This window comes from Nocardiopsis sp. NPDC049922 (genome assembly GCF_040660275.1).
Lineage (GTDB): Bacteria > Actinomycetota > Actinomycetes > Streptosporangiales > Streptosporangiaceae > Nocardiopsis.
Genome location: NZ_JBFAME010000019.1, coordinates 1 through 12,862, shown reverse-complemented (window position 1 = coordinate 12,862; position 12,862 = coordinate 1). Strand labels below are relative to the sequence as shown.

Sequence of the window (12,862 nt, the reverse complement as noted above, 5' to 3'; positions counted from 1 at the left end):
CGACCCCCGGTCACCCCACCCCCGACGACCGGCCCGGGGATCGTGACCCGTCACGAAGGGCTCACTGATGAAGATTCGCGGCAGACTCCGCTCGATCACCGCCGTCGCCGCCGCGACGGCCATGGCCTTCACCCTCATGCCCGCCGGCGTGGCCAGCGCCCACGGCTACGTCTCCTCTCCCCCCAGTCGCCAGGCGCAGTGCGCCGCCAGGGTCGTGGAGTGCGGAGGCATCAAGTGGGAGCCGCAGAGCGTCGAGGGGCCCAAGGGCCTCTACAGCTGTTCCGGCGGCAACGCCAGGTTCGCCGAACTGGACGACGACGACTACGGATGGGACGTCACCCCGGTCAGCTCGACGCTGACCTTCACGTGGACGTTCACGGCGGCACACGCCACGACCGACTGGGTGTACTACGTCGACGGGCAGGAGGTCGCGCGGTTCGGCTACGGCGGCCACCGTCCGCCGTGGACCGTGGCCCACACCGTCGACCTGACCGCCTACAGCGGCCAGCACAAGATCCTCGCCGTGTGGAACATCGCCGACACGGCCAACGCCTTCTACTCCTGCATGGACGTCAACATCGGCGCGGCGGCCTGATCCGCCGGGGCGGACCGCGCGTCCGGCCCCCGCTCGGGGTCCGCTCCGACGATGCCGCCCCCACCCGGTTCCCGGCCCGGCTCCCTCCCCGGGCCGGGAACCACCGGCGGGGAGGCGCGAGCCCACTCGACGCGGCGCCCGACCGGGGCGCGCACCGCGCTGGTCACGGTGGCGGGACTCAGCGCCGCGCGTCGCTGAGCAGGTCGATCACCCCCGTCGCGTCCTCGTCCGCGCCGCCCTGTGCCAGGCGGAGTTCCATGAGCCGCATGTACGGCCGCAGGAGTTCGGTGCTCACGCCCCGCTCCTCGGCCGTCCGCAGCAGGGTGGCGTTCCCCCTGACCATCATGGCGAGGTTGGAGACCACGCCGGTGGTGTAGTCGCCGCTCTCCAGGTGCTCGACGGTGCCGGGGACGGTCGCGGTCATGGCGGTGAGCCACCCGGAGAGCAGGTCGGAGAACGATCCCAGGTCCACGTCCGCGTCCCGGACCAGGGCGAAGGCGTGGGCGACACCGGCGAACATGCCGGTCATCGCGCTGAGCAGGGCGATGTCGTTCAGGGCGGCCAGCCCGGCGTCCTCACCGGTGTACGCGGTCGCGAGCGGGACGGACAGCGTGCCCTCGTGGCGGTCGAAGGCCTCGCGGGACCCGCTGTAGAAGACGTAGCCGCCCGTCTCGGGGACGGCGACCATGGTCGGCACCGCCATGATCCCGCCGCTGACGAACCGGGCGCCGCGGGCGTCCGCCCACCGCGCGCGGGCACGCGCCTCGTCGGGGGTGCTCGTGGTGACGTTGACCAGATCCTTCCCGTTCAGGTCCGCGTCGGCGAGGGCGGCGCCGACGGAGGCGTCGTCCAGCAGCACGGTGACCACCAGGTCGCTCGCGGCGACGGCCTCGGCGGCCGTGGCGGCGACGTCGGCGCCCTCCCCGGCGAGGGGTTCGGTGCGGGACGCGGTGCGGTTCCAGACGGTCACCGGGTGTCCGGCGGCCAACCAGGCGCGGGCGAAGGCGGACCCCATGTCGCCGAGGCCGAGCAGGGAGACGCGGGGCTTCTCGATGGTGTGTTCGGTCATGTCGACTAGGCTCCTGGCAGGCCCCGGGGGCCCACAAGTACGCACTTGGAAGTGGGTGCGCACCCCGGGGTAAGCGTGCAGGTGGAGGTGGGGAGCATGCGCGCCACGCGCAGGCCCGGCGCGTACAACTGCGGTCTGGACGCCGCGCTGGACGTGATCGGGGGCAAGTGGAAGGTCGTCATCATCTGGGCCCTGGCCGAGCGGCCGCGCCGGTTCGGGGAACTGCGCCGTCTGGTCACGGGCGTGACCGAGAAGGTGCTCGCCGCCCACCTGCGGGAGCTGGAGGAGGACGGGATCGTGCACCGGGAGGACTTCGGTGAGGTCCCGCCGCGCGTCGAGTACTCGCTGACCTCGGTGGGGCGGTCCCTCAACGCGGCGCTGGAACCGCTCGCCGTCTGGGGGGACGAGCACGTGCGCGGTGTCGCCCCCCACTGAGGGGGAGCGCTCGACGGGGGCCGGTCCCGGCCAGCCGGTGACCGCCGTTCGGGCGGCGATGCCCCTCGGTGCCGTGGGGGTGGCTCCCGCCCGTACCGCGTGTCCCGGTGTCATTGGCCGGTATGTGCCACGACGGGGGTTTGGCGCACGTTCGGTGCGTGCGCCGTGGGAACATACGTGGAGTCAGGCCTCGAATCTCCCTCGGACGGACCCTCGCTCATGGGACAGCCCCCTCATCCGCCCCAGCCGGGCCAACCGCCCCATCACGGTCCTCCGGGGCAGCCCCCGTTTCCCGGGGTTCCTGGTCAGCAGCCCCCGCCCCCACCGGGACAGCCCGGCCAGCCGCCCCACGCGGGCCACCCCGGTCAGCCGGGGCAGGGCGCGTTCCCGGGGCATCCGGGGCAACCCCAGCCCCCCTTCGGTCACCCGGGCCAGCAGGCGTACCCCGGCCACCCCGGTCTCCCCGGCCAGCCCCTGCCGCCGTCGGCGCCCGTGCGGCCGCCGCGCAGGGCCCTGACGGTCACCGTCACGGCCCTCGTGACCCTGGTCGTCGCGGGAGCCCTCACGGGCACCGGCGTCTACGCCCTCGGCCTCCCCGGCTCCTCCGGTGCGCGGCCCGTCGGGGGTCTGCCCGCCGACCCCTGCGCGTCCGTCGGCGCGGAGGCCCTGGACGACCTCGACGCGGAGGTCACCTCCTGGTACGTGTCCACCTACTCCAGTGGGTGCGGCTGGGAGGTCTCCCTCCACGGGGAGGAGGAGGTGATGCTGTCCGTCAGCCACAGTGCGCCGATGCGGGAGGACGACGCCGAGCTGGTCGAGGAGGTCTCCGACGAGGACGTCCCCCGGGACGCCGGGACGATGTACGAGGACGAGGTCGAGTCCGCCGGAGAACTCGGCTACGTCGTGGAGGGGTCGGCGACGGAGGTCGTCGGCACCGAGGAGGCCGACCTCGACCTCGGGGACGAGAGCGTGCTCGTCCTGACGGACATCGACTACGACTACGAGTACGACATCACCCAGCGCGTGACCGTCATCGTCCGCGAGGGGGACGTGGTGGGCTCGATCAGGGCGATCCTCCCCAGCGGCAGCGACGACCTCGACACCGCCGGGGCCGAGACGCTGCTCGCCGATGTCATCGCCGACGTGTTCGGATAGCCGCCCCTCCCCCAGACACCAGGAGACCCCGTCATGCAGCCAGGCCCCGCCCCGTACCCCGCACCCCAACCGGTACCGCCGCCCGCGCCGAGGAGCGGGACCGGGCGCACCGTGGGGATCACCGTCGCGGTGACGCTCGCGGCCTTCGTCCTGGTGGCCGGAGCGGTCGGGGCGGCGTTCGCCCTGACCGGATCGGGTGCGGCCACGCCGGAGCCCGAGTTCGACGAGCTGCCCGCCGAGCCGTGCGCCGCGGCGACGCGTTCGGAACTGGGCGCCGTCTCCGCCACGTTGGGGAGCCAGTCGTACCACGACGGCGCCGTCTCGTGCGACTGGTACGCGGAGTTCTCGGACGGCACCGTGGGGTACCTCCGGGTCGCCTTCCGGCTGCCCACGGACGACGACTACGAGCCCGTCGTCGACGAGGAGGCGGCGGAACGGCAGTACGCCGCCGACGCGGAGAACCTGCTCGGGGAGACCGACTCGGAGTACGCCTGGCTGGAGGTCATCGAGTCCGACGAACTCGACCTCGGCGACGAGTCGCTGGTCTCCCACAACGTCGACGGACCCGACGACGAGCCGCAGAGCGAGGCCGAGGTGCTGGCGCGCGTGGGCACCGTCCTCGTCTCGGTCACGGCGAGCGAGCCCTACGGCAACAGCACCGGCGAGGCCGACTTCACCGGCGACGAGGAACTCCTCATCGCCATCGCCGAGCGCGCGGTCGCCCTGCTGGAGGAGACGGAGTGACCGGCGCGATCGGCCCGCGCTAGCGCGACAGCGCGGCGACCAGGTCGGGCAGGCCGCCGCTCTCGGCCGGGGACCGGCCCACACCCACCCCGAGGGCGCCCGCGCGCAGGTACTCGGGCGCGCTCGTCGCGTCGACGCCGCCGGTGGCCACCACGCGCAGCTCCGGGAACGGGCCGCGCAGGGCCGAGACCCAGCCCGGCCCGAGGAGGTTCGCGGGGAACGCCTTGACCGCGGTGACCCCCATCCGCGCGGCCCGTCCGACCTCGGTGGGAGTGGCCACGCCCGGCAGGAACGGGACACGCAGGCGGGCGGCCTCGGCGACGGTGTCGGCGTCCAGTCCCGGCGCCACCCCGAACCGCGCGCCCGCGTCGACCGCGCGGCGGAGCCGTTCGGGGGTGGTCAGGGTCCCGGCCCCGACGGAGAAGCGCCCCTCGGCGGCACGGACGACCGCCTCCAGCGCGGGCAGGCCCGCCTCGCTCTCCAGCGTGACCTCCACCAGCCGGACACCGGCCCGCCAGGCCTCCCGGGCGGCGGCGACCGCGCGGTCGGGGGCGGCGCCCCGAAGGATCAGCATGAGCGGAACAGGGGACAGGCCGTCGGCGAAGAAGTCCGCCCAGCCGGTCACCGGCCGGGCCGGGGAACCGGCGCCGCCGGGGGTCTCGGCGGCGGGGCGCGTGCTGGTCATGTCTGACTCCAACCCAGTTCCTCGCTGATGTCGCGTGCTGCGGCGGTGAGGTCTCCGGTGAGGGCGAGCAGGTCCTGCCGGTCGAGGACCATGCTGGGCGCCGAGATCGAGATCGCCGCCCGCACCCTCCCGGAGGCGTCGAAGACGGGCGCGGCGACGCAGTGGATGAACTCCTCGTGCTCGAAGTCGTCCAGTGCCCAGCCGCGTTCGGCGGTCCGGGCGAGCTCCTGGTCGAGCGCCGCCCGGTCGGTGAGGGTGTTCGGCGTGCACCGGGCGAACGGCGGGTCGCCGAGCAGGGTGTCGCGCTCGCGCCCCGGCAGGTGGGCGAGGATCGCCTTGCCGATGCCGGTGGCGTGCAGCGGGGCGAGCGCGCCGATGTGGGAGTACATGCGGACGGCGTGCCGCGACTCGACCTTGTCCAGGTACACGACGCGGTCGCCCTCCAACGCTCCCAGGTGGATGGTCTGGCCGCTGGAGGCGCCCAGGTCCCTGAGGTGACGCGCGGCGAGTCCGCGCACGTCGAACCCCTCCAGCGCGGCGGCGGCCAGGGTGGCCATGCGTGGCCCCAACTGGTACCTGCCGTCGTCCGTGCGGCGCACGAAGCGCTGTTCCTCCAGGGTGCGCAGCAGGCGGAGCGAGGTCGTGCGGTGCACGTCCAGACGGCGGCCGAGCTCACTGATGGTGGTCGGGCCCTCCGCCAGCTCCACCAGGATGCGCATGGCACGTTCGACGCTGTTGGACACCGCCGGTCCTCCCCCTCGTTCTCGTCACTGCGGGCACGACCCCAGGTCAGGGCCTGAGTCAGTCTCCCAGGCCGCGGCCGCGCCCGTCCGTGGCGGAGGGATGTCGCCGGTCAGGCGCAGGACGATCCCGGCCAGCCGGGCGCCCTCGGCCAGGCAGTCGGGGATCGGCGCTCCGTCCAGGAGGCGGTCCAGGAACCCCGCGGCGAACGCGTCACCGGCGCCGACGGGTTCGACGACCTCGACGCTGGGCGCGGGCTGGAACCAGGTCCGGTCACCGCGGACGGCGGTGGCGCCCTCGGCGCCCTGTTTGATGACGAGCAGGTCGGGCCCGTGCGGGACGGGGCCGTGCGGCGCGGCGCCGTGCAGGAGGTCGCGCAGCTCGGCCAGGTCGGTGACGCCCCACAGCGCCTGGGCCTCGTCGAGCCCGCAGAAGACGACGTCGGCGCGTCGGGCGAGGTCGAGGAGGGGCGCGGCGTTGTGGTCGCCGTGCAGCGCGGGCCGGTAGTTCACGTCGAAGGAACGCAGGGTTCCGGTGGGGGCGGTGTCCAGGAGCTCCTCGACCAGCCCGTGCGCGGACGCGGACAGGGCCGCGGTGATCCCGGAGGTGTGGACCAGGCGCGGGCGCAGGCGCCAGACCTCGACGGCGTCCGACCGGGTGAGGGCGGAGGCGGCCGACCCCCGCCGCCAGTAGCGCACTCGCGTGCCCCGGGGCAGCGGCTCCTTCATGTACAGGCCGGTGGGGCGCGCGGTGTCGGTGCGGGCGGCGCAGCGCACCCCGGCGGCGGCGAGGCGGTCGCGGATCCGCTGGCCGAACGGGTCGTCGCCCAGGGCGCTGTGCCAGGCGACCGGCCGCCCGGCACGGGCGAGGTGGACGGCGACGTTGGACTCGGCGCCGCCGATCTCGGCGCGGAACAGGGGCGCGGGGTCCGGGGAGCGGTCGCCCGGCGCGGGGCCGTGCGGGACCAGGAGCGCCATCGTCTCGCCCACGCAGACGGCGTCGACCGTCGGCTCATTCGGGCGTTCGGCTGGGGAGCGCGCCTCGTCCTCGGTCCGCTGCGGCTCGTTCACCCACGACCTCCCGACTGTTGTCCGCGTCACGCGGGGTGTTGACCCGCGGCACGACCGAATGCTATTCCTGGCGATGGAAAATGCGCAACACTGTTGCGTATAGTGCAGCATCGAAGGGAATGGTTGGCGTGTGGGACCTGTTGCTGCGGAGCGGTCGCGTCATCGACCCGGCGTCGGGGCGTGACGAGACCGTCGACGTCGCCGTACGCGCGGGTCGGATCGCCGCCGTCGCCACCGGGCTCCCCGAGGAGCGGGCCGCGTCGACCGTCGACGTGTGCGGTCGGCTGGTCCTGCCGGGGCTGGTCGACCTGCACACGCACGTGTGGCACGGCGCCACCTACTGGGGGCTCGACCCCGAGGCGCTGGCCTGGCGCACCGGCGTGACGACCTGGGTCGACGCCGGATCGGCGGGGGCCTACGCGATGGAGGGCCTGCGCCGCGCGGTCGTCGACCCCGCGCCGTTCCGGGTACACGCGATGATCAATGTCTCCGGGCTCGGGCTCGTCGGCCGCACCGGCGAACACCACGTGCTGGAGAACCTCGACGTGGACGCCGCCGTCGCGGTCGCCGCCCAGCACGGCGACCTGGTCCGCGGTGTCAAGGCGCGGATCGACCGCCACACCGTCGGCGAGCACGGGCTCGAACCGCTGCGCCGGGCGGCGGACCTCGCCCGACGGCTCCAACGGCCGCTCATGGTGCACATCGGCTACGGGCCGCCCGACCTCGCCGACGTCGAGCCCTTCCTCTCCGAGGGCGACATCCTCACCCACTGCGCCACGGGCGTGGCCACCGACCTCGTCGCCGACGGCCGACCCACGGACGCCCTCCTGCGGCTGCGCGACGCCGGAGTGGTCTTCGACCTCGGACACGGCTCGGGCGCCTTCGACTTCGACGTCCTCGAAACCGAACTGGCCGCCGGGATCGAGCCGATCGTCTCCACCGACCTGCACATCCGGTCCGTCCACGGCCCCGCCTTCGACCTGCCGACCGTCATGGGCAAGGCGTTGGCCGCCGGGATGGGCCTGACCGAGACGGTGGCGGCCGCGACCGTCCGCCCCGCCCGCGCCCTCGGGCTCGCCGCCGGGACGCTGGAGGTCGGCGCCCGTGCCGACATCGCCGTGTTCGCGGCCGAGCACGGCCGGTTCCCCACCGTCGACGTGCACGGGGGTGTGCGCGAGGCCCCGATCCGCCTGACCAACACCGCCACCTACGCCGCGGGGCGTCTCCTGCCGCCGTACGTCGCCGCGCCCCCGCCGGTGTGGGTCCCGCTCAGCGACGCCCAGCGGCGCGCCGAGGCCGACCGCCACGGACGCGTCCGCGCCTCCGTCCGGCACCTGGACCGGCCCGAGGACTTCGACGAACCCTTCCCCCGCCCGGACCGGGAGTCGGAGGACCCCACCGCCACGGGAGCGCCGCGATGACCGACCCACCGGAGCTGTCGCGGCCGGTGCTCGACGCCGACCACCGGGTCGTGGACGCCGTCCGCACCCTGTTCTGACCGCGCCGGAGAACCGGCGTATCGCACACCGAAGGAGTATCACATGGCCAGGAAGAAGCAGGTCGTCACGGCCCCGGACGCCGCGCCGCCCGGAGGCCCGTACTCGCAGGCGGTCATCGCCGGCGACTTCGTCCACCTCGCCGGGGCCACCCCGCACCGGGCCGACCGCTCGCTCGTGGACGGCCCGTTCGAGGAACAGGCCCGCGCGACCTTCGACAACCTCGCGACCGTGGCAGCGGCCGCCGGGTCGAGCCTGGCCGACGCCGTGCAGGCGCGGGTCTACCTGCGCGACCTGGACGACTTCCAGGCCATGAACGGGGTCTTCGCCGAGTACTTCGGCGACGAGCCGCCGGTGCGCACCACCATCCAGGCCGACCTGCCGGGCTTCCTCATCGAGGTCGACGCCGTGCTGTACAAGCCCGCCGAGTAGCCCGGCCGAGCCGCGACGCGGTCCGTCCCCACCGCCCGGGACCAGAACCGACACCGCCCGGCACGACGTGTGCCGGGCGGGCCCCACACCCCCCGACCGCTCCGGACCCCGTGGTCCCACCGAGCGTCACTCCCCCCATGACTTTTGGACGTGTGTCATGATCGAATCCTCCATGGGCTACCTGGTGGCCCTGCTCGCCGCGGTCCTCCTCATGCTCGGTATCAGCTGGTGGGTCGCCCGGCGCACGAGCAGCGGTGAGGACTTCCTGCTCGCCGGACGCAGACTCAGCACCCCCCTGGTGATGGGCAGCACGCTGGCCACACTCGTCGGAACCGGATCGAGCCTCGGCGCGGTGGGCTTCGCCTACCAGAACGGCTGGGCGGGCGCCCTGTACGGGATCGGCGGCGCACTCGGCGTCTTCCTCCTCCTGTGGCTCTTCGCGGACGTGCGCGAGCACGGTTTCATGACCTTCGCCGAGGAGATGAGCTACTACTACGGCGCCAGCCGCGCGGTGAAGGGCGTCGTGGCCGTCCTGCTCTTCCTGGCCTCCGTCGGCTGGCTGGGCGCGCACATCATGGGCGGGGCGATGTACCTGTCCTTCCTCACCGGCATGGACGAGAACCTGGCCAAGGTGGTCATCGCCCTGGGCTTCGGCCTCTACACAGTGGTCGGCGGGTACCTGGCGGTGGTCATCACCGACGCTGTCCAGGGCACGATCCTGTTCCTCGGCTTCACCGTCCTCGCGGTGCTGGCGCTGGTGACCGTCGGCGGGTTCGACGGGATGCGCGAGGGCACCTCCGACGAGGCCGCCTCCCTGCTGGGCGTCGAGGCCCTGGGCCCGCTGCCCGCGCTGTCGCTCGCGGTGGTCATCGCCGTCGGGGTCCTGGCCACGCCGTCCTACCGCCAGCGGATCTACTCCGCGGTCGACGTTCGCACGGTGCGCCGCAGCTTCCTGCTCGCCGGGGGGCTGTTCGCCGTCTTCTCCCTCCTCCCGGCCGTCGCGGGGATGTCCGCCAACGCGCTGGCGCCCGGGCTGGAGAACCCGGACATGGCCTTCCCCTACCTGGCCACGACCCTGTTCCCGCTCTGGGTGGGTGCGTTCCTGCTGGTCGCGGGGTTGTCGGCGACGATGTCCTCCGGTGACTCCGACGCGATCGTCGGCGTGACCATCCTGATGCGCGACGTCTCCCAGGTGGTGACGGGACGGTTGCCGAAGGCGGAGCGGCTGGTGGCCTACTCGCGGTGGGCGCTGGGGGCGGTGCTCCTGCTGGCCCTGGTGTTCGCGCTGCTGGCCACGACGATCATCGGCTACATCACGATGATGATCTCCACGGTTCTCACGGGGCTGCTGGTGGCCGCGATCCTGGGCAAGTTCTGGCCCCGCGCCACATGGCAGGGCGGGATCGCCGCGATGGCGGGCGGTTCGGCGGCGGCGCTGGTCGTGAACAACGTGGACGCCTACAGCGCGTTCTGGGGGAACGCGGTGCTCCCGTCGCTGGCCGTGGCCCTGGTGGCGGGAGTGGTGGTCAGCCTGGTCACCCCGCGCACGCGGATCACCCAGGAGGAGGCGCTGCGCCGTCTCGCGGAGGAGAGGGCGACGCTCGACGTCGGCACCCAGGTCCGGGGCGGAACGACCGCCGAGGAGCGGTAGGAGGAGGCCGTGCCCCGCCCGCGGTGGTCCGCGGGCGGGGCACGGCCGTTCAGCGAACGTGTCCACGACCTCGTGCCGCCACCGCGTGGGGTGAGGCGCGCACAACAAAGAACGGGTGCCCACCTGCGTGGACACCCGTTCCTCCGTCGGGGTGGCGGGATTTGAACCCACGACCTCTTCGTCCCGAACACATGTTCGATGGTGGGTGACCAGTTTACCGGCCTCCGAACGCAGGTCAAGGGTGTCTCTCGCTGTGCGCCAGCGTTCGCCAGGGTTCGGGCGAGTACGCAACCGGTGGCCCCCCATTTGGCCCCCTCAGATGGCCCCTGAGTGGCGGTTCTCCACGCATGATGGATCACCTTCGGAGGGTTGCGTTTGCCCGTCTGCGGGCATCGGGTGAAGCCGATTTTTCGAGAGGCTTGCCCAAGATCACCTCCTGGGGAGCGGGACCCCGCCGCAGAACCTACAGAACCCGCAGAACCCCCGTCCCGGCTGGTCAACGTTCCGCGAGGCCAATCCGCACTTCCCCGCAGAACCGCCGCAGAACCGCAGAACCCTCCGGCTGGTGGTTCTGCGGAGGTATCGCGGAGTTCTGTGATTCCGCCACATGACACCTTGACCTGCAAGAATGCCAGTTCTGTAGGTTCTGAGGGTTCTGCGGCACCTCCAGCGCGCACACTTGGGCCGCCCGGAGTCCTGACAACTTAGCTCCGACTCCGGCACCTCACCCCTAGATCTTGTGTCCATGAGGGGGGCATGGTTGCCTATGTTGTGTCGTGCGTGGTGATATAGCCCGAGTAACTGATAACATCTCCACAAGCTGAAAACCCCAGCACGGGCAAACCGTCTGGGGACGATGCCAGTGCTGGGGTTGTGTTCTCGTGGCAGAGGCCTCGACCCTACACGACGTGCCTTCAAGGCAAGTTGAGGGCCCCGTCAAGAGCTGGTGTCCGGCTTGGAACGGGGGTGAAGTCAACTATGGCTAAAAGGAAGCCGTCTGGCTCGGGTCAGGGGTCCGGCAAGGCCCGTAGCGCCATCAGTGGCCGCTACGTGAGCAAGGCGACCGCTGCTCGCCACCCGAGGACGACTGTGGTCGAGAAGCCGAAGAGAAAGAAGTAGCGATCCGCTACTGAGGGCCGGTGGTGGCTTGTCACACCTCCGGCCTGTTTCTTGGCTGAACGCGTCATTCTTCCAGTTGGCCGCATTCTGGCCCTGCGCATGCAACCCGCTGATGTCGCTCTCAGAGGTTAGTGCCAACCGCATTGCAGAACCTTCCCAGTGGGGATCAGCTTCCCGGGAGTAGAGAAGTGCCGTCGTGGGCTCGAACGTGGGGGCCGTCGTCGGACAGTGCGTCCCTGATGCGCACCCCCCGCGCCTCGGGGCAGCGCTCCACAGCCTCTTCCGGCGACAGCCACGTGGCGACGCTCGACTCATCGCTCGTGCGCAGCTCGCCGCCCACGGGCTCACATCGGAAGGCCAGTGAGACCACGGCGAGCTTCATGTTCTTGTACACGCCGACCAACCGGACCGGCTTGGCCTCGATCCCGGTCTCCTCTCGGACTTCCCGCACCACGCACTGTTCCGGAGTCTCGTCCAGCTCCAAGACTCCGCCGGGCGGGACCCAACGGCCGTCGTCGGCCCGCTTGATCACCAGCACCTTGCCGTCCGTGGGCCGGACGACCACACCGGTGACGCTGACGCTATGGCGGGGCAGCTCGCTGGTCATGACCTCACGTCCTGTTCCCATGCGTAGGTGAGCTTCCATTGGAGAGCCGCGAGAACGTTCAGGCAGGTCTCTACGGGCCGGTCGTCCTTGTCGAAGGCGGTGCGCAGGATGGCGAACACCGGCTGTCCAGGGGTGATGTTCAGGAAGGTCGCCTCATCCTCCTTGGCCCCACGCACTTCGATGTCCTCGGTGAACCGGACCGGTCCGAACCCTCGATCCGCGATCCGGGCGTACATGCCGCTGGGGCCGGTGTCCGGCGTGGCGATGTCGACGCTTCCGGCCACGCTCATGGGGATGTAGGAGGCCGCGATCTGCACCGGCTTGTCCTCCGCGTACATGTGACGCTTGCGCAGTAGCGCCTGTTCGGATTCGTCCAGCCGGAGGACTTCTGCGATGTCGGCGGGCGCATCAACGGCGTCGCAGACGACCAGCTCCGTGCGCGAGGTGCGCCCCGCCTTGGTCAACTCCTCCGCGAAGCTGCTGCCAGTGGGGCGGGTCCGGTAGTCCCTGTCGATGCGCCGGACGCGCTTGACCGTGGGCACCTCCAGGACGACGGAGCCCTTGCCGTGCTCCGTGCGGATCAACCCTTCAGCGCGGAGCATGGCCATGGCCCGGCTGATCGAGCTCTGGTTCAGGTCGTACTCGCGTGCCAACTCCGGCTGACTGGGCAGCGATGAACCGGCCGGGTACTCCCCGCGCTTGATGGCGTCGCGCAACAGGTCCGCGACCTGCTTGTACCGCGCCTTCGGCGCTTCGAGGCTGCTCATCGGGCCTCCGTCTTCTGACATAAGTGTGGTCCCTCCACGGTAGCCGTGCGGGGCATCTGGGTCTTCCCGTGGGGCGACACTCTCAAGAACTTATTGCATATGTCTTGACGCTTATGACATAAGTCCGTACCGTCGAAGACACGGCAGCCCGAGGCCCTGCTTCATAGCCGCCAGCAGGAACCGGGCTTCGCTTCCGATCCAAGGAGGTCCTGTGATCCCCGAACCGAAGTCCCAGACCACGGCGCGACTCCGCGCCGGTCTGGCCGAACACACGCTCCCGTGCGCCGCACGGCCGG

The 12,862-nt window shown here is 71.8% G+C and carries 14 protein-coding genes; 7 read left to right on the top strand and 7 right to left on the bottom strand.

Annotated features, from left to right (window positions below; translation table 11 throughout):
* Nucleotides 1–67: 67 nt before the first annotated feature.
* A complete protein-coding gene (locus AB0I72_RS25265) occupies nucleotides 68–595 on the top strand; it encodes a lytic polysaccharide monooxygenase auxiliary activity family 9 protein (protein WP_358572913.1) in 528 nt (175 codons plus the stop codon).
* Nucleotides 596–773: 178 nt separating this feature from the next.
* Here the strand turns inward: AB0I72_RS25265 and AB0I72_RS25260 are convergent, their stop codons facing one another.
* Complete coding sequence (locus AB0I72_RS25260; RefSeq protein WP_358572911.1) at nucleotides 774–1,664, bottom strand: NAD(P)-binding domain-containing protein; 891 nt, start codon at nucleotides 1,662–1,664, stop codon at nucleotides 774–776.
* Nucleotides 1,665–1,760: 96 nt separating this feature from the next.
* Here AB0I72_RS25260 and AB0I72_RS25255 point away from each other — a divergent pair, with 96 nt between their 5' ends.
* Nucleotides 1,761–2,099 carry a helix-turn-helix domain-containing protein gene (locus tag AB0I72_RS25255; RefSeq protein ID WP_358572909.1) on the top strand — a complete coding sequence of 113 codons (339 nt, stop codon included), beginning with the start codon at nucleotides 1,761–1,763 and terminating at the stop codon, nucleotides 2,097–2,099.
* A 183-nt stretch (nucleotides 2,100–2,282) separates the two neighbouring features.
* On the opposite strand, the gene AB0I72_RS25250 is transcribed toward AB0I72_RS25255, so the two are convergent.
* A complete protein-coding gene (locus AB0I72_RS25250; RefSeq protein ID WP_358572907.1) occupies nucleotides 2,283–2,552 on the bottom strand; it encodes a hypothetical protein in 270 nt (89 codons plus the stop codon).
* Nucleotides 2,553–2,636: 84 nt separating this feature from the next.
* On the opposite strand from AB0I72_RS25250, the gene AB0I72_RS25245 reads away from it, so the two are divergent.
* Together AB0I72_RS25245 and AB0I72_RS25240 are read left to right on the top strand one after the other, a co-directional pair.
* A complete protein-coding gene (locus tag AB0I72_RS25245) occupies nucleotides 2,637–3,254 on the top strand; it encodes a hypothetical protein (protein WP_358572905.1) in 618 nt (205 codons plus the stop codon).
* A gap of 33 nt (nucleotides 3,255–3,287) precedes the next feature.
* Nucleotides 3,288–3,998 (top strand): hypothetical protein, encoded by a 711-nt coding sequence (locus AB0I72_RS25240; RefSeq protein WP_358572903.1) that lies wholly within the window; start codon nucleotides 3,288–3,290, stop codon nucleotides 3,996–3,998.
* 19 nt (nucleotides 3,999–4,017) lie between these two features.
* Here AB0I72_RS25240 and AB0I72_RS25235 read toward each other — a convergent pair whose 3' ends face one another.
* Genes AB0I72_RS25235 through AB0I72_RS25225 form a run of 3 tightly spaced genes read right to left on the bottom strand, consistent with a single transcriptional unit; the run spans nucleotide 4,018 to nucleotide 6,413 of the window.
* Nucleotides 4,018–4,683, bottom strand: a complete 666-nt coding sequence (locus AB0I72_RS25235) for a bifunctional 4-hydroxy-2-oxoglutarate aldolase/2-dehydro-3-deoxy-phosphogluconate aldolase (protein WP_358572901.1) — start codon at nucleotides 4,681–4,683, stop codon at nucleotides 4,018–4,020.
* Nucleotides 4,680–5,426, bottom strand: coding sequence for an IclR family transcriptional regulator (locus AB0I72_RS25230; protein ID WP_358572899.1), 747 nt, complete (start codon nucleotides 5,424–5,426; stop codon nucleotides 4,680–4,682). Before AB0I72_RS25230 ends, AB0I72_RS25235 begins: the two co-directional genes overlap by 4 nt.
* Nucleotides 5,427–5,450: 24 nt before the next feature.
* Nucleotides 5,451–6,413: a sugar kinase gene (locus AB0I72_RS25225; protein ID WP_358572992.1), complete on the bottom strand. Its 963-nt coding sequence runs from the start codon at nucleotides 6,411–6,413 to the stop codon at nucleotides 5,451–5,453.
* 209 nt (nucleotides 6,414–6,622) lie between these two features.
* Between AB0I72_RS25225 and AB0I72_RS25220 the strand changes: the two genes are divergently transcribed.
* The 3 genes from AB0I72_RS25220 (at nucleotide 6,623) to AB0I72_RS25210 (ending at nucleotide 10,073) form a co-directional block, all read left to right on the top strand.
* Nucleotides 6,623–7,915 carry an amidohydrolase/deacetylase family metallohydrolase gene (locus AB0I72_RS25220; protein ID WP_358572897.1) on the top strand — a complete coding sequence of 431 codons (1,293 nt, stop codon included), beginning with the start codon at nucleotides 6,623–6,625 and terminating at the stop codon, nucleotides 7,913–7,915.
* Between the two features lie 120 nt (nucleotides 7,916–8,035).
* The gene (locus AB0I72_RS25215) at nucleotides 8,036–8,422 is read left to right on the top strand and encodes a RidA family protein (RefSeq protein ID WP_358572895.1); all 387 of its coding nucleotides are present in this window, start codon (nucleotides 8,036–8,038) and stop codon (nucleotides 8,420–8,422) included.
* Nucleotides 8,423–8,579: 157 nt separating this feature from the next.
* Nucleotides 8,580–10,073: a sodium:solute symporter family protein gene (locus tag AB0I72_RS25210; protein WP_358572893.1), complete on the top strand. Its 1,494-nt coding sequence runs from the start codon at nucleotides 8,580–8,582 to the stop codon at nucleotides 10,071–10,073.
* A 1,285-nt stretch (nucleotides 10,074–11,358) separates the two neighbouring features.
* Here AB0I72_RS25210 and AB0I72_RS25205 read toward each other — a convergent pair.
* On the bottom strand, nucleotides 11,359–11,799 hold the full coding sequence (locus AB0I72_RS25205; RefSeq protein ID WP_358572891.1) for an NUDIX domain-containing protein: 441 nt from the start codon (nucleotides 11,797–11,799) through the stop codon (nucleotides 11,359–11,361).
* Nucleotides 11,796–12,566, bottom strand: a complete 771-nt coding sequence (locus AB0I72_RS25200) for a GntR family transcriptional regulator (RefSeq protein WP_358572889.1) — start codon at nucleotides 12,564–12,566, stop codon at nucleotides 11,796–11,798. Before AB0I72_RS25200 ends, AB0I72_RS25205 begins: the two co-directional genes overlap by 4 nt.
* Between the last annotated feature and the right edge of the window lie 296 nt (nucleotides 12,567–12,862).